Below are 27,000 nucleotides of genomic sequence, written 5' to 3'. Positions count from 1 at the left end.
TCAGGCCGGCTGGGCGAGGCGCGCCTCGCGCCACGCCAGCGCCTTGCCGAGGCCCTGCTCGCGCACCACCTTCATGAAGCCGCGCTTGAGGTCGGTGCCCTCGGCCTCGATCAGGAGATCGATCTCCAGCGCCTGGCGCAGCGCCGCCTGCATCCCCATCAGCTCGTAGGTGCGGTTGATCGCCATCTTGGTGCGCTTCATCACCATGGGGTCCATGCGCGCGAGCTTGCTCGCGAGCGCCAGCGCCTCGTCCATGAGCCGCTCGGGCGCCACCACCTGGTTGATGAGCCCCCATTCCAGCGCCTGCCGCGCCGGGATCGCGTCCTCGCCGGTATAGATCACGCCGCGTGCCACCTTGGGCGTCACGTACCAGGGCAGGATCATGGCGACGATGCCGGCGCCGAACTTCAGCTCCGGCTCGCCGAAGGTCGCCCCCTCGACGGCGATGGCGAGGTCGCACGCCATCATCAGCTCGAAGCCGCCCGCCAGCGCCGGCCCGTTCACCGCCGCCACGGAGGGCTTGGCGAGGTTCCAGAACGACATGATGCCCTTGAAGTCCGCCTCCAGCAGCGGCGTCCATTCGGCGACGCCGGAGGGCTGGGCCTCGGCCTGGTCCTTGAGGTCAAAGCCGGCGGAGAAGGCGGCGCCCGCCCCGGTCACCACCACGCAGCGCACGCCGTCGTCGGCGCTGATCTCGGCGCAGACCTGCTCCAGCTCGCGCAGCATGTGCTGGTTCATGGCGTTCGCCCGGGTCGGACGGTTGAACGTCACGCGGCCGATGCCGGCCTCGGGCTTGTCGTAGATCAGCGTCTCCCAGCTCATGGGACTGTCCTTTCGTGTTGATCGGTTAGCGGCGGCCGCCGGCGATGCGCGCGGCGGCCGGCTGGCGCCGCAGGCGCCACATGGCGATGACGCCGAGCGCCGGGCCGATGGCGAGCACCGCGAAGGCGTGCTCCCAGCCGAGCGCGGCGATGACGGGCGGCATCGCCTGGATGGTCAGGAAGGTGAGCAGGAAGCCCATGGAGGTCTGGATGGTCAGCATGGTGCCCACCAGCTGCGGCTGGGCCAGCTCGGCGACGCAGGCGGAGAACTGCGCCGAATCCGCCACCACCGTGAGGCCCCAGACGAGCGCCACCAGGATCAGCGCGCCGGCCCCGAGCGGCGGCAGGAGGCCGATGGTCGCGGCGCAGGCGCCGCTCGCCGCCATGGCGCCCATGGTGATGAGCGTGCGCCCGAAGCGGTCGGCGAGCAGGCCCGCGGCGACGCTGCCCACCGCGCCCGCGGCGATCACCAGGAAGGTGACGATGCCCGGATTGCCCTGGAACCCCGCCTTCGGCAGCGCCCAGGCGAGGAAGGCGCCGATCCACGCCCACATGGCGTAGAGCTCCCACATGTGGCCGAGATAGCCGGCATTGGCGAGCAGCATCGGCCGCTGCCGCAGCGCCGCGAAGGCCTCGGCGAAGCGGAAGCGGCTCGCCTGCATGTGCTTGGGGCCGAGCGATATGGCGAGGATGCCGGCGGCCGCCACCAGCGCGCAGGCGGTGGAGACGGCGATGGTGACGCGCCAGTCGATCCCCGAGACCGCGTTGAAAAGATAGGGCAGGGAAGAGCCGAGCGTGAGCGCGCCCACCACGGTGCCGATCATCAGGCCCACCGCGCGCTCGGTCCACGCGGCGGCCATCTTCATGCCCACCGGATAGACGCCGGCGAGCGCCGCCCCGGTGACGAAGCGCAGCGCCACCGTGAGGGCGCTGTCGAAGCCGGTGGCGAGCAGGCAGAGATTGGCGGCGGCGCCGACCAGGGTCGCGGCGGCGAAGAGGCGGCGGGGGTCGAGGCGGTCGGCAAGGCCGGTGAGCGCGCTCGCCAGCGTGCCGGCGACGAAGCCGAGCTGCACCGCGCCGGTGAGCAGGCCCGCCTGCTGTCCCGACAGGCTGCCCGCGGCGACCAGCGCGCCGGCGGCCGCGGTGGCGGAGAACCAGAGCGTCATGCCGCAGACCTGGCAGATGACGATCATGACGATCGAGCCAGCCTTGCCGAGCATGGGGGAGGTCTCCGGTGGGATGCGGTCGGCCGGCGCGCCCGGATCCGGGAGAGCCGGGCGCGCCGCGGTGGGAAACGGCAGGCCCGTCCCGAGGCCGGGACGCGCCTGCGGGGTCGTCGTTCAGAGGCCCTTGCAGCCGGTGTCGGCGAGCTCGACCTTCATCTGGTCCCAGGTGATCGGGTCCAGCAGCTTCCAGCCCACCTTGGCGCCGAACATCTCCTCCGGCAGCGCCACCGCCTCCGCCATGTAGGCGCCCACCATGGCCTGGTGGTCGCCCTTGCGGATCTGGATCGGCCCGACGATGGTGTCGGCCTTCGTGGTCTCCAGCGCCTTGACGATGGTGTCCGGGGCATGGTCGCTCGATGCTTCGAGCGCGGCCAGCATGAACTGGAAGCCGGCATAGGCCTGGATCGCCTGATAGCCCGGCACCACCCCGTTGGCCGCGTGATACGCCTTCACGAACGCGCGGATCTTCGGGTTGGTCGCCTCCTGCATCCAGGAGGTGGTGAGGCCGCCCGCCACCATGCCGACGCCGTTCTTGCCGAGCGCCTGGAGCATGGAATCGGGGATGCCCACCGGGGCCATCATCACGTAGTTGATGCCGAAGGCACGCGCCTGGTTGACGAAGGCGGTGAGGTCGTCACCCACCGCCAGCGCCAGATAGATGGCGTCCGCCTTGCTCGCCTGGATCTGCGAGATGGCGCTCGACCAGTCGGCGGTGCCCACGGGACGGCCGGCGTCGCCGGCGATCTTGATGCCGGGGATCTTCGAGAACTCGGCCTTGTTGGAATGGCCGTAGGCGAAGTCGTGGTAGACGATGAACCAGTTCTTCGCGAGCAGGTCGGGCCGCTTCTGCATCATGATGCCGATCGCCTTGGCCGACATGGCGTCGTTCGGCACGGTGCGGAACAGGAAGCGGCTGCACTGGTCGCCCGTCACCGCGACCGCCTGGGCGTTGGTGGTGATGATCGGCACGTTGAGGCGCGCCGACTGTGCGTTGACCGCGAGCGTGACCGCGCTGCTGGCGCCGCCGATCAGGATCTTCGCCTTGTCCTCCAGCACCAGCTTCTGGGCCTTGCGGACGCCGTTCGCCGGGTTGGCGGCGGTGTCCTCGATGATGATCCTGACCGGCTGGCCCTTGACCTTCGCGCCCTTGGCGGCGAGCTCGAAGCCGCGCTTCATGTCGTTGCCGAGCGGGGCGAGCGGCCCGGTGGTGGGCAGGAACACGCCGACCACCAGCTCCTCGGCGGCGGCCGGCGGCGCGGCTCCGGCGACCCACGTTGCGGCGCCCAAGGCGCACGCGGCGGCGAAATGGCGAATTGTCCTCATTGGCGTTGTTCCTCCCAAGGCTTTGCCTTTTGGTCATGGCCCGGTCGAGGGCGCGCCCGGGCGGACCCGGGCGCGCCGCGATCGCGGCTTCTCCTCCGTGCCGGCCCCGTCCTGGCCGGGGGCGGCTGCGGATTTCGCGGGTTGGTGGGCGGCCTCGTCCCTGCGGCGCAAGGCGTCGAGGGCGGCGGCCTTGATGTCGCCGATGAGCTGGAACACGGCGATGCGCGCCGCCGCCGGGTCGTTGGCGCGGATGCCGTCGACGATGCCGCACCAGTTGTTGCTCCAGTCCTTCCGGTGGCCGGCGTCCTCGAACACCATCCGGGTGATGGACAGGGTCTGGCGGCCGAGGGAGAACAGGATGCGCCGGGCGATCTCGTTGCCCGAGGCCTCGGCGATGTACATGCTCGCCTGATAGACGAGGACGATGTACTCGGAGATGTCGCCGTTCCGCGACGCCTCGAACAGCTTCTCCGTCGCCTCGTCCAGCAGCTCCTGCACGGCGTCCGAATGGCGCAGCGCCAGCTCCTCCGCGCACACGCTCATGAGCGCGGCGCGCACCGGGAAGATATCCTTCAGGTGCTTCTCGGTGAGCTTGGTGACCGAGGCGCCGCGGCGCGAGGCCATGGTGACGAGGCCCTCGCGTTCCAGCAGGCGCAGCGCCTCGCGCACCGGGCCGCGGCTCACCTCGAACCGCTCGGACAGCATCACCTCGTGCAGGCGCTCGCCGGGCTGGAACGTGCCGTTGATGATCAGCTCGACCAGGCGCTCGGCGAGCTGCTCCGGCAGCGTCTTGATGGCGTCGGGGTTGGAGTCGAACAGGTTGAAGAACGTGCCCGCCACGTCCGACCTCGACCCGAACCGGCCACTCTGCACACGGGGCTTCCTGGTCACAGCACTCTCCTAAGGTCCGACGAGCCGCGCCTGCGCGCGCACCGCGCGCGAGGTCGTCGGATACACCGAAATACCCTGTCCCATCAGCTTCACGCGCTGGTCGCGCACGAGATCGTCCTGGTGGCGGTCGCCCGAGGTGCGCAGCGCCAGCGACATGGGCGGCCCGTCCCGGCGCGCGCGGGCGACGGAGGCGCAGATCGCTTCCACCGCGGCGATGCCCGCCGCGTCGCTGGGCATGAAGTCGAGCACCCAGCCGACCTCCACGAACACCACGATGCGGTCGATGTTCGGGTCGCTCTTCAGGGCGTTGATGATCTCCTCGAAGATGTAGCGCTCGCCGTCCTTGAGCCCCCAGACCGGGATGTCGATGGGATTGGCGACGCTGGTCCCGGGAATGCCGAAGCGGCTCAGGACCGCCCCGGTCCCGGCGCTGAGCTCGGGGATCACCAGCCCCGCGCGGGACGCCGCGTCGGCGGTGGTCACGCTCACGCCGCCGCCGGAGCCGAACAAGGCCAGCCGGTTGCCGGGGCTGCGGCCGTGGACGTGCAGCGCCATCAGCGTGTCCATCAGGTCGTCCATGGCGCTGACCTGGATCACGCCGGACTGGGCGAGCCCCGCCTCCCACAGCACCCGGTCGGTGGCGAGCGCGGCGGTGTGGCTGGAGGCGGCGACCTGGCCCTGCGCCGTGGCGGCGCCGCGCAGGATCACCACCGGCTTGGTCATGCCTTGGGCGATGCGGAAGAACAGGCCCGGATCGCGCATGGACTCGATGTAGAAGGCGGCGATGCGGGTTTCGGGATCGTCCTGCGCGTAGAGCAGGAAGTCGACCATGTCGAGGTCGGCGCAGTTGCCGCAGGACAGCGCCTTGCCCACCGGCAGGCCCCACACCTGGGCGCGCCGGACCACGTCGCCGGCATAGGTGCCGCTCTGGGAGAAGAAGGTGATGCCGCCCTCGTTCACCGGATTGTAGCGCGCCGCGCCCACCGCCATGCGGCTCCTGGCGGAGAAGGTGCCGATGCAGTTCGGCCCCACCATGCGCATGGGGCCTTCGGCCACCTGGTCCAGCATCGCCTGCTCCAGCGCGCCGGTGTCGCTGGAGAATTCGGAGAAGCCGGCGGTGAGCACCTGGGCCACGGTCACGCCCTTGGCGCGGCACTGGGCGAGGACGTCCGGCACCGCCTTGCTGGCGACCGCCACATAGGCCCGGTCCACCGTGCCGGGAATGTCGGCGACGGACGGATAGGCCTTGAGGCCGCAGATCTCCGGCGCCGTCGGGTGGACCGGGTAGATGTCGCCGGTGAAGCCGAACTCCACCAGGGAGTTGATCAGGTGGTAGCCGAGCTTGTCCTTGGAGGCCGAGGCGCCGACGAAGGCGATGGCCTTGGGCTCGAACAGCGCGCCGAGCCCTCCGAGCCGCGCCCGGCGCCGGGCGATGGCGGCGGCCACCTCGGCATCGGTGCGCGGCAGGTGCGCGTCGGCATCGTCCACGTCCCCGGCGACGGCGTCGACGGCGATCGCGCCCGCCCCGTTGACGATGATGGGGTTGATGTCGATCTCGCCGATGGGCTCGCGCAGGAGGAGGCCGCTCTCGCCGCCCACCGCCAGGATGCAGCGCGCGAGCTTCTCGCGGCCGGCGCCGCTGCCGTTGGTGAAATGGCCGGGAAAGGCGGCGTCCACCAGCGCCAGCGCCGCGCGCTCGTCCACCGGCGCGAAGGCGGCGATGGGCTTCGAGCGCTGCTCGACCCCGGAGCCGCCGGGACCGACCAAGATCACCGGCCCGTAGTCCTTGTCCAGGCGGGCGCCGATGAACACCTCCAGGCCCGGCGGCACCATCTCCTCCACCAGCACGCCCTCGATGTCGGCGCCGGGATGGGAGGCCCGGCAGGCGGCCATGATGGAGCCGAAGGCCTCCGCGGCGCCGTCCGCCTCCACCGACAGGCGCACCCCTCCGGCGTCCACCTTGTGGACGATGTCGGAGGAGACCACCTTCAGCGCGCACGGCCGGCCCACCGCCTTCACCGCCTCGGCCGCCGCCGCCGGCGAGGTCGCGAGGCGCGGCGCGGTGGTGGCGATGCCGTAGCGCGCCAGCAGGGTCTTGGATTCGATCTCCGTCTTCATCGACTGGTCTTTCGCTCGATCATTGGAAACTCGGGGCGCGCTTCTCGAGGAAGGCGCGCAGGCCTTCCTCGGCGTCCGGCCCGCTCTGGAGGCGCCGGCCCTCGGCCCATTCGAAGCTGCGCGCCGCGTCGGCGCCCTCGCGGGCATAGAGGTCGAGGCCCTTCTTGATGCCGGCCACCACCGCCGCCGAGTTGGCGGCGATGGCGCGCGCCAGCTCCATGGCCTTCCCCGGCGCGCCGCCGGGGGCGGTGAGGTGGTTGACGAAGCCGACCCGCGCCGCCTCCTCCGCGCCCACGCGCCGGCCGGTGGCGAGCATCTCGAAGGCGAAGCCGATGGGCATCAGCGACGGCAGGCGGCTCACCTGCCCGCCGATGGGCAGGAGGCCGAGCCGGGCGCCGGGCGCGGCGAAATCGGCGTTCTGCGCGCAGACGCGGATGTCGCAGGACAGCGCCAGGATGAGGCCGCCCGCATGGGCGACCCCGTTCACCGCGGCGATGGTGGGCGTCGCCATGCGCGCGGGCGCGGTGAAGGGCGCGTTCAGCGCCTCGTCGGCGGCGTGGTCGCGGTCGTCCAGGAGCTCGTTGAGGTCGTGGCCGCTGGAGAAGGCGCGATCGCCGGCGCCGGTGAGCACCACGCAGCGCACCGACGGGTCCGCCTCCGCCTGCGCCAGGAGCCGGCCGAGGCGCTCGGTCATGGCGTGGGTGAAGGCGTTGCGGCGCGGCTCGTTGTCGAAGGTGAGGATGAGGATGCCGCCCTCGCGGCGGACCAGGATGTCGGGCATGGCTCAGCTCACCGTCAGCAGGCGCTCGATGGCCGCTGGCTCCGCGAGCGCCTCGGCGCGGGTGAACGAGCGCACGATCTGCCCGTTCTCCATGATGTGGAAATGGTCGCCAACGGCGAGCGCCAGCGGCAGGCTCTGCTCCACCAGGATGATGCCGATGCCGCGCCCGCGCGCCACCTCGATGGACTGGCGGATCGCCTCCACATAGGTCGGCGCGAGGCCCTCGGTGGGCTCGTCCAGCATCATGTAGCGCGGGTTCACCAGCATGGCGCGGGCGACCACGAGCATCTGCTGCTCGCCGCCCGAGAGCGTGCCGGCCTTCTGCTCCATCCGCTCGCCGAGGCGGGGAAAGATCTCCACCGCCGCGGCGATGCCGAACGCCGCGTCGCGGGGCGCCATGGCCTTGGCGACCTCCAGGTTCTCGCGCACCGAGAGGTTGGCGAACACCTTGCGGTCCTCGGGCACCAGGGTGATGCCCATCTGCGAGCGCCGGAAGGTCGGCCCGCCGAGTTCCCGGCCGTCGAGGAGGATGCGGCCCTCGGTGCGGTCGACGAGGCCCATGGCGGCGCGCAGCGTGGTGGTCTTGCCCATGCCGTTGAGGCCCAGCAGGCAGGCGACGGAGCCCGCCTCCACCTGCATGTTGACGCCGTGCAGGATCTCGCTCTGGCCGTAGAAGGCGTGGAGGTTCTCGAAGGTGATGGCGCCGCTCATGCCGCGAAGCTCCCGTGCAGGTAGGCGCTGCGGACCGCCGCGTTGTCGCGGATCTCGCAGGGCGGGGCGTCGGCGATCACCGTGCCGTGCTGCATCACGGTGATGCGGTCGGACAGGCGCATCACCATGCCCACGTCGTGCTCGACCACCACCACCGTGAGGCCGAGCGTGTCGCGCAGCATGGTGATGAGGCTGGCGACGGTCTCGCGGTCGCCGCGCGACATGCCGGCGAGCGGCTCGTCCATGAGGATGAGGCGCGGCTTCAGCGCCAGGCCGATGGCGATGTCGAGCGCCCGCTGGAAGCCGTGGGCGAGGTCGCCCGCCTTCGCGCCCGCGCGGCTGTCGAGGCCGACGCGGGCGAGGATGTCGCGCGCCTCGGCGGCCACCATCTGCGCGTCGCCCCGGCTCTGCCAGACCGCGCGGCTGATGCCCTCCCGCGCGCGGATCGCCAAGGCGACGTTCTCGTCCACCGGCAGCTCCCTGAAGATGCTGGTGCGCTGGAAGGTGCGGGCAAGGCCCGCGCGCGCCAGGCGGTCCGGCGTCCAGCGGGTGATGTCCACATTGTCGAACGTCGCCGTGCCCTGATCCGGCGCGATGGCGCCGGTGATCAGGTTGAACAGCGTGGTCTTGCCGGCGCCGTTGGGGCCGATGATGGAATGGATGCTCGCCTCGGCCACCGCGAAGCGGGCGTCGTTGACCGCCTTCAGCCCGCCGAAGCTCTTGGAGAGGCCGTCGACCTTGAGGATCATGGCGCTCATCTCCCCTGGCCCTGGAGGCGCCGCCAGACATGGCCGAGCGCGCCGAAGATGCCGCCGGGAGCGACGATGACGATGAGGACGAACAGGCCGCCGAAATAGATCAGCCAGGCGCTGGTGAGGCTGCTGACATAGTGCTCGGCGAAGGTGAAGACGATGCCGCCCAGTACCGGCCCGACGAGCGTGCCGACGCCGCCGAGAACCACGTACATGAGGATCTTGCCGGATTCGAACCAGGACAGCAGGTCCGGCGAGGCCGCGCCGTTGAACAGCGCCAGCAGCGCCCCGGCGAGCGCGCCAAGCCCGGCGGAGATCACGAAGGCGAGCAGCTTCAGGCCGTTGACGTCGATGCCGATGAAGCGCGCGCGCTCGGCATTCTCGCGGATCGACAGCCAGGCCCGCCCGAGCGGCGAGCGCCGGATGTGGAGGCTGGCGGCCAGGGATGCGATCAGCACGCCGTAGAGCAGCCAGTACCAGGTCTGGGGCTGCACCACGGGCTGGCCGAGCACGGTCATGACCGGCACGCCCTGCAGGCCGTCCTCGCCGCCGGTGATGTCCGAGGCGACGAACACGAGGGCGAACATGATCTGGCTCAGCGCCAGGGTGAGGATGGCGAAGGTCTTGCCGATCTGGCGCACCAGCACCGCGCCGGCGATGGCGGCCGTGAGGCCGGCGGCGATCACGGTGGCGGGCACCACGATCAGCATCTCCGGCGTCACCAGCTTGGCGAGCAGCCCGGCCACATAGGCGCCGAAGCCGAACCAGGCGGCATGGCCGAAGGAGAGCAGGCCGGTGTTTCCGGTCAGCAGGTCGAGGCTCAGCGCCAGGATCGCGGCGATCACCGCCTGCGAGGCGAGCATCAGCAGGAACGGCGCGTTTGTGGTCCAGAAGGGCACCAGGGCGCCCGCCACCACCACCAGCGCGGCGCCGGCGACGAGGAGCCCGCGGCCGGAGGCGCGGCGCTCGACAGCGGGGGTCGCGACGAGGTCGCTCATTCCGTCCTCCCCTCTCCGAAGAAGCCGCGCGGCCATTTGATGAGCATGGCCATCACGAGCAGGAACAGCGCCATGAGGGCGAGCTGGCCGCCGAAATAGCCCTCGCCGAAGACGATGATGAGGCCCACCACATAGGCCGCCACCACCGCCCCGCGCAGGCTGCCGAGGCCGCCGAGGATCACGGTCATGAAGGCGAGGATCAGGATCTTGTCGCCGACGGTGGCGAAGGCGGTGAAGATGGGCGCGCCGGCCACTCCCGCGGCGGCGGCGAGCGCGGCGCTGATGCCGACCACAGAGTGCATGAGCCGGCCGCGGTCGATGCCGAGGCAGGCGCCCATCTCGGGGTCGTCGTTGGCGGCCCGCACCCTGAGGCCCCAGGTGGAATTGCGCAGGAAGAGAAGCAGCGCCGCGGTGAGCGCCACCGCCAGCAGCGAGACGAACACGCGGTAGACCGGCAGCGTCACCCCGCCCACGGCGACGATGCCTTCGAGCTGCGGCGGCACCGGCAGGATCTGCACGTTGCGTCCGCCCAGCTCGTAGAGCACGCCGGTGATGAGGAGCGCGAGGCCGAAGGTCAGCAGCAGGCTGTCCACCATGGGCCGGTGGCGGATGCGCGCCAGGATCGCCCAGTCGAGCACCACGCCGATGAGGCCGACGCCGAGCGGGGCGAGGATGAGCGTGAGCCAGAAGGGCAGCCCTGCGCCCGCGAGCCAGACGCCGGCCATGGCGCCCAGGCTGAACAGCGCCCCGTGGGCGAAATTCACGATCCGACCGACGCCGTAGATCAGGGTCAGGCCGAGGCTGCACATGAGCAGCACGGACCCCAGGACGACGCCGTTCATTGCGAGCGAAGCCGCCAGCATATGAACCCTCCCTAACTGTCTCGCCGCTTTGCGCGGTCTGGAATGGGATCGTATGGACGACTTTACGAATGTCAACAATCTAACAAATTTAAATGAGCGGCGCTGCCGGTTGCGGGCAGTCGGAGGGAGTGAAAATACATATAAATCAAATTATTATGGGTTGATGCAGGGGCGGAGCGCGAGCGCTGCCGGTCCTGGCCTTCGCGCGCGGCGTGAGCGAAGGGCGTCCCGCAAAACCCTCTCCGGCAAACGGGAGAGGGAGTCGGGTCCGGGCGATGTTCAAGCCGGCCCTTGGCCCGATCCGGCCGGGAGCGTTTCCGAGCGAAGCGGAGTCCGGTTCCCGTGAGGAAAACGCGATATGACGATCTCATCGAACAGCCGACGATCGCGTCCCCGCGATGGAAGGCCGGGCAGAAAGGCCGAGGACCAGGACGATGCAGACCATCGGGAGCGACCAGTTCCAGGACATCCGCGATGCCGTGCGGGCGCTGTGCGCCGACTTTCCGGCCGAGTACCACCGCAAGGTGGACGAGGCCCGCGCCTATCCGGAAGCGTTCGTCGACGCGCTCACCAAGGCCGGCTGGATGGCGGCGCTGATCCCGGAAGCCTATGGCGGCTCGGGGCTCGGCCTCACCGAGGCCTCGGTCATCATGGAGGAAATCAACCGGGCGGGCGGCAATTCCGGCGCCTGCCACGGCCAGATGTACAACATGAACACGCTGGTGCGGCACGGCTCGGAGGAGCAGCGCCGCAAGTACCTGCCGAAGATCGCCACCGGTGAGCTGCGCCTCCAGTCCATGGGCGTCACCGAGCCCACCACCGGCACCGACACCACCAAGATCAAGACCACGGCGGTGAGGACCGGGGACCGCTACGTCATCAACGGCCAGAAGGTGTGGATCTCCCGCGTGCAGCATTCCGACCTGATGATCCTGCTCGCCCGCACCACGCCGCTCGCCGACGTGAGGAAGAAGTCGGAGGGCCTGTCCATCTTCATCGTCGACCTCGCGGAGGCCATGAGGAGCGGGATGAGCGTGCGCCCCATCCTCAACATGGTGAACCACGAGACCAACGAGCTGTTCTTCGACAATCTGGAGATCCCGGCCGAGAACCTGATCGGCGCGGAGGGGCAGGGCTTCAAGTACATCCTCACGGGTCTCAATGCCGAGCGGACCCTGATCGCCGCCGAATGCATCGGCGACGGCTACTGGTTCATCGACAAGGTCTCCGCCTACGCCAAGGAGCGGACCGTGTTCGGGCGGCCCATCGGCCAGAACCAGGGCGTGCAGTTCCCCATCGCGGAAGCGTTCATCGAGGTGGAGGCGGCGAACCTCATGCGCTTCGAGGCGTGCCGGCTCTACGATGCCCACGCGCCCTGCGGCACCCAGGCCAACATGGCCAAGTACCTCGCCGCCAAGGCATCCTGGGAGGCGGCGAACGCCTGCCTGCAGTTCCACGGCGGCTACGGCTTTGCCTGCGAGTACGACGTGGAGCGCAAGTTCCGCGAGACGCGGCTCTACCAGGTGGCGCCCATCTCCACCAACCTGATCCTCTCTTATGTGGCCGAGCACGTCCTCGGCCTGCCCCGGTCGTTCTGAGCAGCCCGCCGCGACGGCCGGTTTCGATGATCCGTCCAGCCCGCGCCCGCAGGTGGCGCGGGGCGGTCATTTCCGCGCCGGGGCGAAGCTGTCTCCCGATTCCTTCACGGTTTCCATGGTGACGTAGGTTGACGTGTTTGCGACGTAGGGAAGAGAGGAAATATTTTCCGCCAGGACGATCCGATACCGCCGAATATCCCTGGTCCTGATCTTAAGAAGATAGTCGAATCGCCCGGCGATCATGTGGCATTCCTCGACCTCTTTTATCTTCTTGACGGCCGCATTGAACTCCTTCAGGGCCTCCTCGTGCGTGCGCGTCAGCTTCACCTCCGTGAACGCGATGTGGTCCATCTCCATCTTCGAGGGGTTCAGCACGGCCTTGAAGCCTTCGATGTAGCCGCTGCTGACCAGCCGCCGGAACCGCGCGAGGCAGGGCGTCTTCGACAGGCCGATCCGATCCGCGAGATCGGTGATCGAGATGCGGCCATCCTCGACGAGAATGTCGAGAATCCGTCTGTCGAAGGAGTCGATTTCACTATTTGAACTGTTATTGGTGGTCATATGGATCACATGGCATCGTCATTATAAGCCATTATGGGAACAGTCTGCGAACAATCAAGTCTGAACGGCAACGGCGCTCGTGCTAGCGTGAAGGGGTGAGGCAGGAGGGATCGGCAAGCGTGGACGTCGCCGGGGCGCGGCAAAGCGCCGGCTTCGGCCGCCCGCCCGGCGTCCTCCCCCTTCAAGGCCCGGCTTTTCCTTGAGTGCGCCCGATGCTGAACGCGATCACTTCACCGTCCGACGCCGATGCCCATGCGCCGTTTGCGCGCTTCGCCCCCCCGGTCCGGCCGCAGAGCGACATGCGCCGCGCCATCTCCGCGGCCTGCCGCCGTCCGGAAACCGCGTGCGTGCCCCCTCTTCTGACGGCAGCCACCTTTCCGCCGGAGACGAAGGAGGCGATCGCCCGGACCGCGCGAGGGCTCATCACCGCCATGCGCGGCAGGAACAGGCGAAACGGCGTCGAGGGGCTGGTGCAGGAATATTCGCTTTCCAGCCAGGAAGGCGTGGCCCTGATGTGCCTTGCCGAAGCGCTCCTGCGGATTCCCGACAGCGCCACGCGGGATGCGCTCATCCGCGACAAGATTTCATCGGGCGACTGGAAGTCCCACCTCGGAAGCGACCGCCCGCTGTTCGTCAACGCCGCCACATGGGGGCTGCTCGTCACCGGCAAGCTGACATCCACGGTCAACGACCGCGGCCTTGCCGCGGCGCTGAGCCGGGCGATCGCCAGATGCGGCGAGCCGGTCATCCGCCATGGCGTGGACATGGCCATGCGCATGATGGGCGAGCAGTTCGTCACCGGCGAGACCATCGACGAGGCGCTCAGGCGCGCCGGGCCGTTCGAGGCGCGCGGCTTCCGCTATTCCTATGACATGCTCGGCGAGGCCGCGATCACGGCCGACGACGCGCAGCGCTACCTTGCGGACTACACGAGCGCCATCCACGCCATCGGAGCGGCGGCGGACAAGCGCGGCGTCTACGAAGGCCCGGGAATTTCCATCAAGCTCTCCGCGCTGCACCCCCGCTACAGCCGCGCGCAGGCGGAGCGCGTGATGGCCGAGCTGCTGCCGCGCGTGCGCGACCTCGCCGTCCTGGCACGCCGATACGATATCGGCCTCAACATCGATGCGGAGGAAGCGGACCGCCTGGAGCTCTCGCTCGACATCCTCGAGGACCTCAGCTTCGACGAGAGCCTCAAGGGGTGGGACGGCCTGGGCTTCGTGGTCCAGGCCTATGGCAAGCGCTGCCCCTTCGCGCTCGACCATGTCATCGATCTCGCCCGGCGCGCCGAGCGCCGCATCATGGTGCGGCTGGTCAAGGGCGCCTATTGGGATGCCGAGATCAAGCGGGCGCAGGTGGACGGGCTGAGGGACTTCCCGGTCTACACGCGCAAGGTCCACACCGACGTCGCCTATATCGCCTGCGCGCGAAAGCTGCTGGACGCGCGCGACGCGGTGTTCCCGCAGTTCGCCACCCACAATGCCCAGACGCTGGCGACGATCTATCATCTGGCGGGGCCGGATTTCCGCGTCGGCCAGTATGAGTTCCAGTGCCTCCACGGCATGGGCGAGCCGCTCTATGACGAGGTGGTCGGCGCGCACAATCTCGACCGGCCATGCCGGATCTATGCGCCCGTCGGCACCCACGAGACGCTGCTGGCCTATCTCGTGCGGCGGCTCCTGGAGAATGGCGCGAACTCCTCGTTCGTCCACCGGATATCGGACCCGAACGTGCCGGTCGACGACCTGATCGTCGATCCCGCGGACCTGGTCCGGGGGATGCCGGTCATCGGGGCGCCGCACGACCAGATCGCGCGTCCCGGCGCGCTCTTCGGGCACGAGCGGCAAAATTCCGAAGGCATCGACCTGTCCGACGAGCCCTCGCTCGCACGGCTCTCCGGCGTGCTCGGCGCGGGCGCCCGCCTGGGCCTGCACGCGGTCCCGCTGCTTTCGGATGGCGCCGATGCGGGCGACGCCCGCGCGATCCTGAACCCGGCGGATCACACGGATGCCGTGGGCATGGTGACGGAGCTGCCCCTCGATGCCGCCGCGCACGTGGCGCGCCTCGCCGCCGAGGGCGCGCCGCAATGGGCGGCGGTGCCGCCCGACGCGCGCGCCGCATGCCTGGAGCGCGCCGCCGACATCATGCAGTCGCGCATGGAAGCCCTCATGGGCATCCTCATGCGCGAGGCGGGCAAGTCGGCGGCGAACGCCGTCGGGGAAGCGCGCGAGGCCATCGACTTCCTCCGCTACTACGCCGACCAGGCGCGCCGGACGCTGGGGCCGTCGCACGCCCCGCTCGGCCCCATCGTCTGCGTCAGTCCGTGGAACTTCCCGCTGGCCATCTTCACCGGCCAGGTCGCGGCCGCGCTCGTCGCCGGCAATCCGGTCATGGCGAAGCCCGCCAGCGCCACCCCGCTGATCGCGTTCGAGGGCGTTCGGATCCTGCACGAGGCCGGCGTGCCGCGCGGCGCGCTCCAGTTCGTGCCCAGCAGCGGGCGCTTCGCATCCGCGCTCATCGCGGCGCCGGAGACGGCGGGCGTGATGTTCACGGGCTCGACCGAGGTGGCGCGCCTCATCCAGGCGGTGCTGGCGGAGCGCCTGTCCTCCACCGGCAAGCCGATCCCGCTGGTCGCCGAGACCGGCGGTCAGAACGGCATGATCGTGGATTCGTCGGCGCTCGCCGAGCAGGTGGTCCCGGACGTCATTGCCTCGGCGTTCGACAGCGCCGGCCAGCGCTGTTCCGCGCTTCGCGTCCTCTGCCTGCAGGAGGAGGTGGCCGACCGGACGCTGCGCATGCTCAAGGGCGCGCTGAAGGAGCTTGCGGTCGGACGCACCGATCGGCTGAGCGTGGATGTCGGGCCCGTCATCTCGGAAGGCGCCAGGGGCGACATCAACGCGCACATCGCGCGCATGCGCGGCCTTGGGTGCGCGGTGGAGCAGCTCGACCTGCCCGCCGCCGCCGCGCGCGGAACCTTCGTTCCGCCGACGATCATCGAGCTGCGAAGCCTCTCGGACCTCAAGCGGGAGGTGTTCGGGCCGGTGCTTCATGTCATCCGCTATCGCCGGGACGAGCTGGACCGGCTGATCGACGACATCAACGCCTCGGGCTACGGCCTGACCTTCGGCCTCCATACGCGCCTCGACGAGACGATCGCCCACGTGACGAGCCGCATCAAGGCCGGCAATCTCTACGTCAACCGCAACATCATCGGCGCCGTGGTCGGCGTGCAGCCGTTCGGCGGCCGGGGCCTGTCGGGAACCGGGCCGAAGGCTGGCGGCCCGCTTTATGTGGGGCGTCTCGTGCGCAAGGCGCCGGTGCCGCTTCTGCAGGGCACGGCGCACACCGATCCGGCCTTGCGCGATTTCGCGGCCTGGCTCGGCCGCAAGGGCCTGCGCACGGAGGCGAGCGCGGCGCGCGAGTTCGCGGCGCGCTCCGCGCTCGGGGTGGAGAAGGAGCTCGCCGGCCCGGAAGGCGAGCGCAACCTCTACGCTCTCCACCCGCGCGGCCTCATCCTCCTCGTTCCGCAGACCGAGCGGGGCCTCTACCGCCAGATCGCCGCGGCTCTCGCGACCGGCAATCGCGTGGCCATCGACGCCGGGCCCGGATTGCACGGCGCGCTTGCCGATCTTCCGCCCGCCGTCGCTGCCCGCATAAGGCTGAGTTCGGACTGGCAGGCCGGCGGGCCGTTCGCGGGGGCGCTCATCGAGGGCGAGGCCGAGCGCGTCCGTGCGGTGAACCGCAAGATCGCCACCCTCGCCGGTCCGCTGGTTCTGGCTCAATCCGCCTCGACGCAGGACCTGCTCGACGATCCCGACGCCTATTGCCTCAACTGGCTGATCGAGGAGGTCTCGACATCCATCAACACCGCCGCCGCGGGCGGAAACGCCAGCCTGATGAGCATCGGGCCATCATAGGCTCGGTTTTCCCCGGTTCTATCCGCGAGCGCCCGGCCCCCGCGGTGGCGACCGCCGCCGACGCAACGACGACATAGACCAGGAGCGCCATGTGGCATAGACTGACCGCCTTCCGTGAGGGTGGTCCGAAGGGATGACGGCAGACCGGCGGGACAAGCTCATCGTCGCTCTTCCCGATGCGCCGGGAGAGATCGTCCGCGTCGCCGACGCCGTCGGCGACGGGCCGCTGCTGGTCGAGTTCGGCGAGGCGGCCGAGCATCGCCAGGTCCGCATCCGGCGCCATGACGGCAGCGAGGGCTGGGCGGCCTTGTCCGAGGCCATCTTGCAGGTGGGCGGGGCGCCGCACCGGGTGACGGTGCTGCACGATGCCGCCGAGGATCTGGAATCCCGCGAGCAATTGCGCCGCCTTTCGCTGGTGGCGAATGCCACCGACCGGGCCTTGCTCCTGCTCGATGAGAACAGGCGCGCCATCTACGCCAATCCGGCCTTCACCGAGCTGTTCGGCTACACCCAGGCAGAGATCGTGGGGCGCGTGCCCACGGAGGTGCTGGAGGGGCCGCAGACCGACCAGGAGGCGCTGGCGCGACTCCGCCGGCGGGCGGCCAGCGGGGATTCCTTCCACGACGAGTTTCTCGCCCGCGACAAATGGGGACGGGACATCCTCACGCTGGTCTCGGTCAGCGCCGTCCGGGCGGAGGACGGAAGCGTCCGGAACATCGTTCTGGTGATGGAGGACATCACCAAGGACAAGCAGATCGAGACCCTGCGGCGGGAGATGCTCGAGGCGCTGACCAGCGCGGCCTCGCTGCGCGACGTGGGCGACTTCCTCTGCCGGCAGGTCGAGGCCCTGGCGCCGGAGGTGGTCTGCTCCTTCATCCTCGTGGATGCGGAGCGCAGGCTGCGGCCGCTCTCCGCACCGAGCCTGCCCGCGTCCTTCAGCGATGCGATCAACGGCGCCGAGATCGGTCCCTGCTGCGGCAGCTGCGGAACGGCGGCCTATCGCGGCGAGCCGGTCCAGGTGACCGATATCGCCAGCGACCCCCTTTGGGCGCCGTTTCTCGATCTCGGCCTGCCGCCCGGCCTCAAGGCCTGCTGGTCGTCGCCCATCAAGGCGCGATCGGGGCGCGTGGTCGGCACCTTCGCCTTCTACTATTCCGAAAATCGCGGTCCGAGCGCCTGGCACGAGCAGATCGTCGCCACCTGCCTGCACCTGTGCATGATCGCCATCGAGCAGCACGAGGCCAACCAGCAGATCGCGCAGCTCGCCCATTTCGATCCGCTGACCGGCCTGCCCAACCGGAGCCGGTTTCACGAGGATATCGAAGGCCAGCTGCGCGAGGCGTCGGAGGAGGGCGTCGCCTTCTTCTTCCTCGACGTGGACCGCTTCAACGACGTGAACGAGACCCTCGGCCACAGCGCGGGCGACCAGATGCTGATGGAGGTGGCGCGCCGGCTGCAGCGGCTGTTCCACGGCGCGGACGCGGTCTATCGCTTCAATGGCGACGAGTTCCTGATGGTTCTGCCGGGCTGCACCGCGGCGCGGGCGGCGGCCGAGGCGCGGAGGGCGCTGGCGGCCCTGAGCGAGCCCTTCAACCTTTCCGGCGTCACGCTCGCCAAGTCGGCGAGCATCGGCATCAGCCTCTGCCCTGAGAACGGCGGCGACGGCGAGACGCTGCTCCAGCATGCCGGCGCCGCCCTGTCTGAGGCGAAGAAGACGCAGCGGGGCACCATCCACTTCTTCAGCCCGGAGATGGACGCCGCGCTCCAGCAGCGTCTCCATCTGGGCAACGCCCTGCGCGAGGCCATCGCGGGGAATGCGCTGGAGCTGCACTATCAGCCCCAGCTCGCGCCGGAGAGCAGGGCGCTTCACGGGGTCGAGGCGCTGGCCCGATGGACGCATCCGACGCTGGGCCGGATCGCGCCGGACAAGTTCATTCCGGTCGCCGAGGAGACCGACCAGATCGAGGCCATCGGCACCTGGTCGCTCGGCGAGGCCTGCCGGCAGCTGGCGCTGTGGCGCGCCATGGGGATCGACATCCCCACCGTCTCGGTGAACCTGTCGGCGCTGCACTTCCGAAACAGCGCGCTGCCGGGCTTCATCGCCGGCGTGCTCGACCGGTACGGCCTGCCGCCGCGGTGCCTTACGGTGGAGATCACCGAGAGCATCATGGTGGATCGGGGCGGCCGGACGCTGGAGACTGTGCGCGCGGTGCGGGACCTCGGCGTCGGCCTGTCCATGGACGATTTCGGCACCGGATTTTCCAGCCTTTCCAACATCTCCCGCCTGCCGATCAGCGAGTTGAAGATCGACCGCAGCTTCATGCAGCACTTCGAGCAGGACGGGAACGCCCAGGCCCTTGTCCGGGCGGTGATCGGCATCGGCCAGAGTCTCGGCCTCGACGTGGTCTGCGAGGGGGTGGAGACCGAGCCGCAGCGCCGCTTCCTCGTGGAGCTGGGGTGCTCGGTCGTCCAGGGCTACCTGTTCTCGCGGCCGCTGACGCCGGACGGGCTGGTCGCCTGGTTGGCGGAGCAGGCGGGCGCCGCGGCAGGGACGCCGCGGCGCTGATCCGAATCTGAATTCCAGGAAGCGTGCGGTGTCGGATCGAGGATGCGCCAGGCGTCCTTGGGCCATGGACCGGCGATGGGCTGCGCACAGGCGCGGCCTGCCCCGGTCCGTGACCCGCGCCCGGACGGCGCGCCGTCGTTCCGCCGATCCATGAGGATGAGCGCCAATGCCAAGCACCCTTCGCCTGCACCGGGTCTTCCCGACCCGTCCCGAGAAGCTCTATCGTGCCTTCACCGAGGCGGACGCGCTCGCCAAGTGGCTGCCGCCCAACGGATTCGTCTGCACCGTGGAGCATCTCGACGTGCGCGTCGGCGGCACGTTCCGGATGTCGTTCCGCAACTTCACCACCGGCCAGAGCCACGTCTTCGGCGGAACTTATCTCGAACTCGTTCCCGGCGAGCGGCTGCGCTACACGGACCGCTTCGATGATCCCAACCTGCCCGGCGATATGCAGGTCACGGTGGTGCTGAGGAAGGTCTCGGTGGGCACCGAGGTGGAGATCGAGCAGGCCGGCGTGCCGGACCTGATCCCGCCTGAGGCCTGCCATCTCGGCTGGCAGGAATCGCTGCGCAACCTCGCGCGTCTGGTCGAGCCCGAGATCGATCAATAAGTCTTGCGCCGGGCTGGAGCGCGGGCGGCGGGGCCTCAGGCCCTGAGCGCCTGGCGCGCCACCTCCACCCACCAGGTGGCGCCGAGCGCCAGCACGCCGTCGTCGAAGTCGAAGGTGGGGCTGTGGAGCGACTTGCCGCCCTCGATGGGCCCGGTGCCGAGCCACAGGTAGCAGCCCGGCTTCTCCCTCAGCATGAAGGCGAAGTCCTCCGACACCATGGAGGGCGCGACCTCGGTGGCGACGGAGGCCGCGCCCGCCGCGCGGGCCGCCGCGGCGGCGAGGCCGAGCTCGGCGGCGGCGTTCACGGTGGCCGGATAGCGCCGGTCGTAGGCGAGCCTCACCTCGCAGCCGAACGATGCGGCGACGCCGCGGCAGATGTCGCCCATGCGCTGTTCGATCAGGTCCTGCGCGGCGAGGGTGAAATGGCGCGTGCAGCCGCGCATCACCACCTCGGACGGGAGCACGTTGTAGGCGTCGCCGCCGTGGATCTGGGTCACCGACACCACCGCATTCTCCAGCGGGTCGAGCGAGCGGGCGACGATGGACTGGAGCTGGGTCTGAAGCTGGGCGGCGGCGAGCAGCAGGTCCGTGCCCTGGTGCGGCATGGCGGCATGGGCGCCGCGGCCGGAAAGGGTGATGTCGAAGATGTCGTAGGCCGCCATCAGCGGGCCGGCGCGGCCGGCGAACGAGCCCTTCTCCTGGCCCGGCCAGTTGTGCAGCCCGAACACCCGCTCCACCGGGAAGCGGGCGAACAGGCCGTCATCGATCATCGCCTTGGCGCCGCCCGCGCCCTCCTCCGCCGGCTGGAAGATGAAGCGGATGGTGCCCGCGGCCGGCGGGTTCTCGGCGAAGTAGCGGGCGGCGGCGAGCAGCATGGTCATGTGCCCGTCGTGGCCGCAGGCGTGCATCCTGCCGGCGATGCGCGAGGCGTAGGGCAGGTTGGTCTGCTCGTGGATCGGCAGCGCGTCCATGTCGGCGCGCAGGCCCACGGAAGGGCCGGCGCCGCGGGTGAGGCTCGCCACCACGCCGGTGCCGCCGAGCCCGCGCTCGGGCGCGTAGCCGAAGCTCCTGAGCTTGTCGGCGACGAAATCGGCGGTCCAGCGCTCCTCATAGGCGAGCTCGGGATGCTGGTGCAGCGTGTGGCGCCAGTCGGCCATTTCCGTTGCGAGCGCCTCGAAGTAAGCGGCTGCGTTCGATCCCATCTGCCTGTCTCCGATGACCGCCGCGGCGGCTTGACGACCTACTTACTAATGGTACAGTAAAATTCAGAATCCGGACAAGGAGCCTTCCATGACGCTCGCCCAGGCCTCGACCGCCCCGACCGAGTTCGTGAAGACGTGGCGCGAGGGGCCGATCGCGCGCATCAGCCTCAACCGCCCCGAGAAGCACAATGCCAAGAATCTGGAGATGATCCAGCAGCTTCACGATGCCATGATGGCGGCGGACGAGGACCCCGAGGTCCGCGTCATCGTCCTGAGCGGCGAGGGCCCCTCCTTCTCCTCCGGCCACGACGTCTCCGACATCGACTTCGTGCCCGAGGTCGCGGCCATGTACGCGACCCCCGAGCGCCGGCTCGAGACCGAGCGCAAGATGTATTTCGACAAGTGCCTCGCCATCCGCAACACCCGCAAGGTGACCATCGCCCAGGTGCACGGCTACTGCCTCGCCGCCGGCATGATGGGGGCGGCCATGTGCGATCTCATCGTCGCCTCGGAGGACGCGAAGTTCGGCATGCCGGTGCTCAGCCGCTTCTGCGCCGTGGGCGAGATGCTGTTCGAGCCGTGGGACATGGGCGCCCGCCGCGCCAAGGAGTTCCTGTTCACCGGCGACGTGGTGGACGCGCGCCGCGCCGAGCAGCTGGGCTTCGTCAACCGGGTGGTGCCGCGCGACCAGCTGGATGCGCAGACCAAGGCGCTCGCGCTGAAGATCGCCGCCCAGCCGCCGGTGTCGCTGGAGCTGACCAAGGCCTCGATCAACCGCACGCTCGACATCATGGGCCAGCGCGAGGCGTTCGAGTATCACTTCATGGCCCACGTCTTCTCCCACTTCACCCAGGAGGCGGAGCTGGAGCGCGCGCGTCGCAAGGAGGCGGGCTCCACCAAGGGCGCGCGCCGCATGACGCCGAAGGCGGTCTGAGCGGCCATGGAGGGAGCGACGATGGAGGGAGCGGCAGGCGGCGCCGGCGCCCCGGTGCCGGGAGCCCCGGTCACGCTGGACATCAAGGTCCGCTTCAGCGACCTCGACGCCTCGGGACACCTGAACAACGCCAACATCGTCAAGTATGTCGAGGAAGCGCGCATCCTCTACTACAAGTCGGTCACCGGCATGGCGATCCCGCGCGACCTCGACCATTGGGTGCTGGCCGAGATCCTGGTGAGCTACCGGGCGGTGGGGCGCTTCGACGACGACATCCGCATCGCCATCAAGGTGCCGTGGATCAAGCGGTCGAGCGCCGGCTGGGCCTTCACGCTCACGCGCCTGTCCGATGGCGCGCTGATCGCCGAGGGCAGCGGCGTCCATGTGCATGTGGACCAGGCCACCGGCAAGGGCAGCGAGATCCCCGCCCGCTGGCGCCAGGCCATCCTCGACCACGAGGGCATCGAGACCGGCGCGCCGGCCGGCTAGAGCGCCGCATGAACCGCGCTGTCCTTGTCGCAGCCCGACGCGGTCAGCCCCATCGTCATCCCCCGGCTTGTCCGGGGGATCCACCCTGCGGCCTTGCCGGCGCTCAGGATCGAGGCGCAGGGCAAACGGTAGAGTGGATGCCTCGGACAGGCCGGGGCATGACGTCGGAGAGCGTTTTCCGCGCCCCGTTGCCCGACCAGCCGCCGTCGCCCTCCGGCTCGACCGGAGGGCCCATCTGTCGGCCGGGCTCGGGGCGGGGAGGTTGCTTGGATGCTCCGATCAAGTCGGAGCATGACGGCGGCTTGGTGGGTGCCGCGCCCTGTGCCTCCTTTGACCACCGTCATCCCCCGGCTTGTCCGGGGGATCCACCCCGCGGCCTTGACGGTGCTCGGGATCGAGGCGCAGGGCAAACGGTAGAGTGGATGCCCCGGACAGGCCGGGGCATGACGTCGGAGAGCGTTTTGCGCGCCCCGTTGCCCGACCAGCCGCCGTCGCCCTCCGGCTCGACCGGAGGGCCCATCTGTCGGCCGGGCTCGGGGCGGGGAGGTTGCTTGGATGCTCCGATCAAGTCGGAGCATGACGGCGGCTTGGTGGGTGCCGCGCCCTGTGCCTCCTTTGACCACCGTCATCCCCCGGCTTGTCCGGGGCATGACGTCGCGAACGATGACAACGGCCGACAAGGACTGTCCGACCTGCGCGTCTCAAGCGCGCTCCCGAAGACGCCTCTTTCCCCGCGAGACCGCCATGCCCGCTCCCGACGATCTGTCCTACGTGCTCGTGGACGTGTTCACCGACACCCCGTTCGGCGGCAACCCGCTCGCCGTGTTCACGCAGGCCGAGGGGCTCTCGGACGGCGAGATGCAGGCCATCGCCCGCGAGCTGAACCTCAGCGAGACCACCTTCGTCTCGCCGCCGCCCGCGGGGGAGGAAGGCCATGCGGTGCGCATCTTCACGCCGCTCTCGGAGCTGCCCTTCGCCGGCCATCCCACCATCGGCACGGCCCTGGTGCTGCACGCTCTGTCCGGCGGCGCGCGCATCGTGCTGCACGAGCGGATCGGCCCGGTGCCGGTGCGCATCCTCGCCGGCGCGGGCGCGCCCCGGGCGGTGCTCTCCAGCCCGAAGATCCCGGAGCGGGTGGCCGACGCGCCGCCCGCCGACCTCCTGGCGCGGCTGCTCGGCCTTGCCCCCGGCGACGTGCGCGACGGCCCGGTCGCCCCCGCCTGCTGCTCCGGCGGGGTGCCCTTCACCTTCGTCCCGGTTCGCGACCGGGCCGCGCTGGCCCGCATCCGCCTCGACGGCGCGCTGTGGCAGGCGGAGATCGCGGAGGGGCCGGCGCCCCACCTCTATGCGCTGACCATGGAGGACTGGGGCGCGGGCACGGACATTTCCGCGCGCATGTTCGCCCCTGCCATGGGCATCCCGGAGGACCCGGCCACCGGGGTCGCGGCGGTGGCGCTCGCCGCCTATCTCGCCGGGCTGCGCACCCTTGCCGAGGGGGAGAACCTGTTCGCCATCCGCCAGGGCGAGGACATGGGACGCCCGAGCCTGGTGGACCTGTCCGTCGACGTCGCGGACGGCCGCATCGCCGGCGTCCATGTCGGCGGCGGGGCGGTGCGGATCGGCGGCGGCGCCCTCTCCCGCGCCGCGCTGGCGCGCCGCGCCGGCTAGAGCACGCGCCCACCAGCCTGCACCGCAGGCCGATCGGGCAGCGCTCCGGCGCTGCCGCCAGTCGCCTGTTCCCCCGGCGGTGAGGGGCGGGCGCCGCGCCCCGTCGCCCCTTCGCAGCCGCCGTTTCCGCCTCCACCCCCGTCGCCCTCCGACTTGATCGGAGGGCCCATCCCGCAGCCGTCTTACCCGCTTCCCTCCGCGCAGGCCCTCGGCTCGACCCGAGGCCCTCCGCGCCTTGACAGGTGCGGCGACCTGGCTTATCCCTTACTTACTGATCAATAGAACGAGGTCCTCCCCATGGAGTCGCCCCTGTTCAAGTCCATCATGTCGTCCTTTCCCACCGGGGTCTCGGTGGTCACCGCGCTCGACGGCGAGGGCAATCCGCGCGGGCTCACCTGCAGCGCGGTGTGCTCGGTGTCGCTGGAGCCGGCCATGCTGCTGGTGTGCATCGGCAAGGGCTCGGGCACGCTGCCGGTGCTGCGCGAGCGCGGATCGTTCGTGGTGAACTTCCTGGCGGAGAACGGCGGCGACGTCGCCTATGCCTGCGCCTCGCGGTCGGCGGACAAGTTCGCCGGGCTCCCCTGGCAGCCCTCGGAGCGGGCGCACGGCGCGCCGATCCTCGCCGACCACGCGGTCGCCTATGCCGAATGCACGGTGCACGAGATGATCGATGCCGGCGACCATCTGGTGGTGATCGCCAAGGTGGAGGATGGCGCGGCGTTCGAGGCGCGCCATCCGCTGGTGCATGCGCGCGGCCGGCTGGCCCAGCTGCACAAGAGCGCCGCGCAGGCGGCCTGAGACGGCCACGGTCCGCGCGGCGGCACGGCGCGCGCGGCAGCGGCGTCGGTGCCGACCGGCACGGGCCTCAGCGGTCGCCGCCGTCGCCCATCTGGAAGCGCCGCAGCAGCGTGGCGTGGGAGCCGACGCCGAAATGCCGGTAGAGCGCCTTCTGGTACTGGGCGACGGTGTGCTCGGACAAGGAGAGGCTCGCCGCCATCTCCTTGCGCGTGCGCCCGTCGAGCAGGAGGTTCAGCACCAGCCGCAGCCGGGGCGAGAGGCGCGGCACCGAGGCGCCGCGGTCCTGCGGCCATCCCTGCTCGTGCAGCCACGGCAGCTCGGTGAGAAGGATGTGGGCGATGCGCGCTTCCCGTTCCGAGAAGTCCGGCGCGCCCTGGCGCCGGTACAAGGCGATGATGCTGACCGCCCGGCCGTCGATGGGCCGCAGCGAGAAGATGAACGGGCCGATGTCGGCCTCGCGCAGGTGTGCGTCCACGCCCGAGGCGACGAACGTCGCCTCGTCCACCACCTGCTGCCTGAGGCGCGTGACGTGGGCGTCCTTCGCCCGCATCTCGGCGAGCAGCTTCTCCGAGGTCCACGCCATGTCCGGGTGGCCGGCGGCCAGCAGCAGGCGCGTGTAGCGGGCGTCGTCGAAGCCGCCGTGCGCCATGCCGAGATAGACCGGCTGCGCGCCCGGCTCGGCGAAGCAGCCGAGGCTCCAGGTCCAGGCGTCGGCGTCGATGAGCCGGCAGATGCCCTCGACCAGCTGCCGCTTTACGCTTGAGAAATCCTGCCGCGAGACAATCACGTCGCCGAGCAGCCTGACGATCTCCCGCACGTCCTCCTCGCCGAGCAGCGGGACGGCATCGTCGGGCGGGGGGCCGAGATCGCGGGTCATCGGGCACTCGCTCTCGCAGGGCGCCGGGCCGGCCTGAGCCGCCGGGGCGGGCGCGGGAGAGGTCGCGCCGCGCCATTGTGTGGCGGCTGGCCGGGCGATTGGCAAGTCGGGCGCGAGCGCGCCGCCGGGCCGGACGGGAGAGGGACGGATCGAGCCGACATGAAGTATCTTCTGCCCAGCCTCCTGTGCTTCAACGCCGGTTTCGTGGACACGGCGGGCTTCGTGGCCCTGCACGGGCTGTTCGCGGCGCACGTCACCGGCAATCTCGTCACCTTCGCGGCGGCGCTGGCGGACGGCCGCATGCCGGGCCTCTCGAAGATCATCGCCGTGCCGGTGTTCTGCGTCGTGGTCGTCGTCGCGCGGCTGCTCAGCCAGGCGCTGGCGCGGCGCGGGATCGACGACTTCCGCGTCCTCATGGCCGCCAAGCTGGTCCTGCTCGCCCATGCCGGCCTGGTGGCGATCCAGCTCGGCCTGCCGCTCGCCGCCGACACGCCCAACGCGGTGATGATGGGCATGACGCTGGTGAGCGCCATGGCGCTGCAGAACGCGCTGCATCGCACCCACCTCACCGACGCCCCGCCCTCCACCGTGATGACCGGCACCATGACGCAGGTCCTGCTCGACCTCACGCAGGCGGTCCGGCCGCCGGCCGGGGTCGACCCGGCGCCGGTGCGCCAGCGGCTGCGCCGGTTCGCGATCTTCTTCACCAGCTTCTGCGGCGGCTGCGCGGTGGCCGCGCTGCTCTACCGGGCGGCGGGCGCGTGGTGCTTCCTGCTGCCGCCTCTGGTGGCGCTGGCGGAGATCCTCCTCCTGTCCGCCGCCCCGCCGGCCGAGCCCGCGCCTGCGGCCCATTGAGGCGCGGGCCGCGCCCGGTCAGCCGGCGAAGCCGGCGCCCGCCGGCAGGGCGCGGAAGCGGATCAGCCGGCTGTCCGCCACGGCCGCCTGCCGGTGCACCATGGCCTCGCGGTAGCGCGGATCGGCGAACATGCCCACGAACGCGGCTGGGCTCGGATACTCGGCGATGAAGGCGATGTCCCAGGACGCGCCCGCCGGACCCACCAGGTTGAGCTCGAAGCCGCCGCGCCAGGCGATGCGGCCGCCAAGCCGGGCCAGAACCGGCGCGCTCAGCCACCCATAGGTGCGGTAGGCCTCGAGGCCGGTGGCCGTGCGCCCGTCCTTGTACACGGCCTGGAGGCGCAGCCGGACGAGGTTCAGCATGTGCACCGGTCCCGGCCGGTCGTCGGCGCGGAAGGCCTCGAACACCGAGCGGTTGAAGCTGGTATGGCCGGCCATGGC

At 70.3% G+C, this 27,000-nt stretch carries 23 protein-coding genes and 1 pseudogene; 9 read left to right on the top strand and 15 right to left on the bottom strand.

Translation table 11 applies throughout. The features are described 5' to 3' along the window. The 11 genes and pseudogenes from V5F67_RS01820 to V5F67_RS01770 all read right to left on the bottom strand — a co-directional run bounded on the left by V5F67_RS01820 (position 1) and on the right by V5F67_RS01770 (position 10,484). Positions 1-822, bottom strand: a complete 822-nt coding sequence (locus V5F67_RS01820) for an enoyl-CoA hydratase/isomerase family protein (RefSeq protein ID WP_394022110.1) — start codon at positions 820-822, stop codon at positions 1-3. 25 nt (positions 823-847) lie between these two features. Beyond that, positions 848-2,041: an MFS transporter gene (locus tag V5F67_RS01815; RefSeq protein WP_394022111.1), complete on the bottom strand. Its 1,194-nt coding sequence runs from the start codon at positions 2,039-2,041 to the stop codon at positions 848-850. 120 nt (positions 2,042-2,161) lie between these two features. Continuing rightward, entirely contained in the window at positions 2,162-3,370 is a 1,209-nt protein-coding gene (locus V5F67_RS01810) for an ABC transporter substrate-binding protein (RefSeq protein ID WP_394022112.1), read from the bottom strand. A 33-nt stretch (positions 3,371-3,403) separates the two neighbouring features. Next, complete coding sequence (locus V5F67_RS01805; RefSeq protein WP_394022113.1) at positions 3,404-4,261, bottom strand: GntR family transcriptional regulator; 858 nt, start codon at positions 4,259-4,261, stop codon at positions 3,404-3,406. 9 nt (positions 4,262-4,270) lie between these two features. Then, positions 4,271-5,707, bottom strand: coding sequence for a CoA-binding protein (locus V5F67_RS01800; RefSeq protein WP_509210652.1), 1,437 nt, complete (start codon positions 5,705-5,707; stop codon positions 4,271-4,273). A gap of 66 nt (positions 5,708-5,773) precedes the next feature. Further along, positions 5,774-6,382: pseudogene (locus tag V5F67_RS01795) on the bottom strand (acetate--CoA ligase family protein); the annotation flags it as partial. A gap of 16 nt (positions 6,383-6,398) precedes the next feature. After that, on the bottom strand, positions 6,399-7,160 hold the full coding sequence (locus V5F67_RS01790) for an enoyl-CoA hydratase/isomerase family protein (protein ID WP_394022114.1): 762 nt from the start codon (positions 7,158-7,160) through the stop codon (positions 6,399-6,401). Between the two features lie 3 nt (positions 7,161-7,163). Further along, positions 7,164-7,871: an ABC transporter ATP-binding protein gene (locus V5F67_RS01785; protein ID WP_394022115.1), complete on the bottom strand. Its 708-nt coding sequence runs from the start codon at positions 7,869-7,871 to the stop codon at positions 7,164-7,166. Further along, on the bottom strand, positions 7,868-8,620 hold the full coding sequence (locus tag V5F67_RS01780; protein WP_394022116.1) for an ABC transporter ATP-binding protein: 753 nt from the start codon (positions 8,618-8,620) through the stop codon (positions 7,868-7,870). Before V5F67_RS01780 ends, V5F67_RS01785 begins: the two co-directional genes overlap by 4 nt. Before the next feature lie 5 nt (positions 8,621-8,625). Continuing rightward, positions 8,626-9,621: a branched-chain amino acid ABC transporter permease gene (locus tag V5F67_RS01775; protein ID WP_394022117.1), complete on the bottom strand. Its 996-nt coding sequence runs from the start codon at positions 9,619-9,621 to the stop codon at positions 8,626-8,628. Further along, positions 9,618-10,484, bottom strand: a complete 867-nt coding sequence (locus V5F67_RS01770; protein WP_394022118.1) for a branched-chain amino acid ABC transporter permease — start codon at positions 10,482-10,484, stop codon at positions 9,618-9,620. The genes V5F67_RS01775 and V5F67_RS01770 overlap by 4 nt, the downstream gene beginning before the upstream one ends. A 434-nt stretch (positions 10,485-10,918) precedes the next feature. Here V5F67_RS01770 and V5F67_RS01765 point away from each other — a divergent pair, with 434 nt between their 5' ends. After that, positions 10,919-12,082: an acyl-CoA dehydrogenase family protein gene (locus V5F67_RS01765; protein WP_394022119.1), complete on the top strand. Its 1,164-nt coding sequence runs from the start codon at positions 10,919-10,921 to the stop codon at positions 12,080-12,082. Between the two features lie 66 nt (positions 12,083-12,148). Here V5F67_RS01765 and V5F67_RS01760 read toward each other — a convergent pair whose 3' ends face one another. Then, complete coding sequence (locus V5F67_RS01760; protein WP_394022120.1) at positions 12,149-12,643, bottom strand: Lrp/AsnC ligand binding domain-containing protein; 495 nt, start codon at positions 12,641-12,643, stop codon at positions 12,149-12,151. Between the two features lie 212 nt (positions 12,644-12,855). Here V5F67_RS01760 and putA point away from each other — a divergent pair, with 212 nt between their 5' ends. From putA to V5F67_RS01745, 3 genes are all read left to right on the top strand, one after another. Then, complete coding sequence (gene putA, locus V5F67_RS01755) at positions 12,856-16,560, top strand: trifunctional transcriptional regulator/proline dehydrogenase/L-glutamate gamma-semialdehyde dehydrogenase (protein ID WP_394022121.1); 3,705 nt, start codon at positions 12,856-12,858, stop codon at positions 16,558-16,560. A 133-nt stretch (positions 16,561-16,693) separates the two neighbouring features. Continuing rightward, positions 16,694-19,126: an EAL domain-containing protein gene (locus V5F67_RS01750; RefSeq protein ID WP_394022122.1), complete on the top strand. Its 2,433-nt coding sequence runs from the start codon at positions 16,694-16,696 to the stop codon at positions 19,124-19,126. 166 nt (positions 19,127-19,292) lie between these two features. Beyond that, positions 19,293-19,736 carry an SRPBCC family protein gene (locus V5F67_RS01745; protein WP_394022123.1) on the top strand — a complete coding sequence of 148 codons (444 nt, stop codon included), beginning with the start codon at positions 19,293-19,295 and terminating at the stop codon, positions 19,734-19,736. Between the two features lie 35 nt (positions 19,737-19,771). Here V5F67_RS01745 and V5F67_RS01740 read toward each other — a convergent pair whose 3' ends face one another. Beyond that, positions 19,772-20,938, bottom strand: coding sequence for a M20 aminoacylase family protein (locus tag V5F67_RS01740; protein ID WP_394022124.1), 1,167 nt, complete (start codon positions 20,936-20,938; stop codon positions 19,772-19,774). Positions 20,939-21,026: 88 nt separating this feature from the next. On the opposite strand from V5F67_RS01740, the gene V5F67_RS01735 reads away from it, so the two are divergent. The 4 genes from V5F67_RS01735 to V5F67_RS01720 all read left to right on the top strand — a co-directional run bounded on the left by V5F67_RS01735 (position 21,027) and on the right by V5F67_RS01720 (position 24,827). Then, positions 21,027-21,872 (top strand): enoyl-CoA hydratase, encoded by an 846-nt coding sequence (locus V5F67_RS01735; protein ID WP_394022125.1) that lies wholly within the window; start codon positions 21,027-21,029, stop codon positions 21,870-21,872. Between the two features lie 21 nt (positions 21,873-21,893). Next, positions 21,894-22,361 carry an acyl-CoA thioesterase gene (locus V5F67_RS01730; protein ID WP_394022126.1) on the top strand — a complete coding sequence of 156 codons (468 nt, stop codon included), beginning with the start codon at positions 21,894-21,896 and terminating at the stop codon, positions 22,359-22,361. Positions 22,362-23,105: 744 nt separating this feature from the next. Further along, positions 23,106-24,029: a PhzF family protein gene (locus V5F67_RS01725; protein WP_394022127.1), complete on the top strand. Its 924-nt coding sequence runs from the start codon at positions 23,106-23,108 to the stop codon at positions 24,027-24,029. Positions 24,030-24,326: 297 nt separating this feature from the next. Beyond that, the gene (locus V5F67_RS01720) at positions 24,327-24,827 is read left to right on the top strand and encodes a flavin reductase family protein (RefSeq protein ID WP_394022128.1); all 501 of its coding nucleotides are present in this window, start codon (positions 24,327-24,329) and stop codon (positions 24,825-24,827) included. A gap of 67 nt (positions 24,828-24,894) precedes the next feature. On the opposite strand, the gene V5F67_RS01715 is transcribed toward V5F67_RS01720, so the two are convergent. Then, the gene (locus tag V5F67_RS01715) at positions 24,895-25,704 is read right to left on the bottom strand and encodes a helix-turn-helix transcriptional regulator (RefSeq protein ID WP_394022129.1); all 810 of its coding nucleotides are present in this window, start codon (positions 25,702-25,704) and stop codon (positions 24,895-24,897) included. 159 nt (positions 25,705-25,863) lie between these two features. Here V5F67_RS01715 and V5F67_RS01710 point away from each other — a divergent pair, with 159 nt between their 5' ends. After that, on the top strand, positions 25,864-26,559 hold the full coding sequence (locus V5F67_RS01710; protein WP_394022130.1) for a YoaK family protein: 696 nt from the start codon (positions 25,864-25,866) through the stop codon (positions 26,557-26,559). Positions 26,560-26,577: 18 nt separating this feature from the next. Here V5F67_RS01710 and V5F67_RS01705 read toward each other — a convergent pair whose 3' ends face one another. Continuing rightward, positions 26,578-26,997 carry a DUF1330 domain-containing protein gene (locus tag V5F67_RS01705; RefSeq protein ID WP_394022131.1) on the bottom strand — a complete coding sequence of 140 codons (420 nt, stop codon included), beginning with the start codon at positions 26,995-26,997 and terminating at the stop codon, positions 26,578-26,580. Between the last annotated feature and the right edge of the window lie 3 nt (positions 26,998-27,000).

Source organism: Xanthobacter pseudotagetidis (assembly GCF_043194795.2).
Lineage (GTDB): Bacteria > Pseudomonadota > Alphaproteobacteria > Rhizobiales > Xanthobacteraceae > Xanthobacter > Xanthobacter tagetidis_A.
This window is presented reverse-complemented; position numbering and strand designations above follow the sequence as displayed.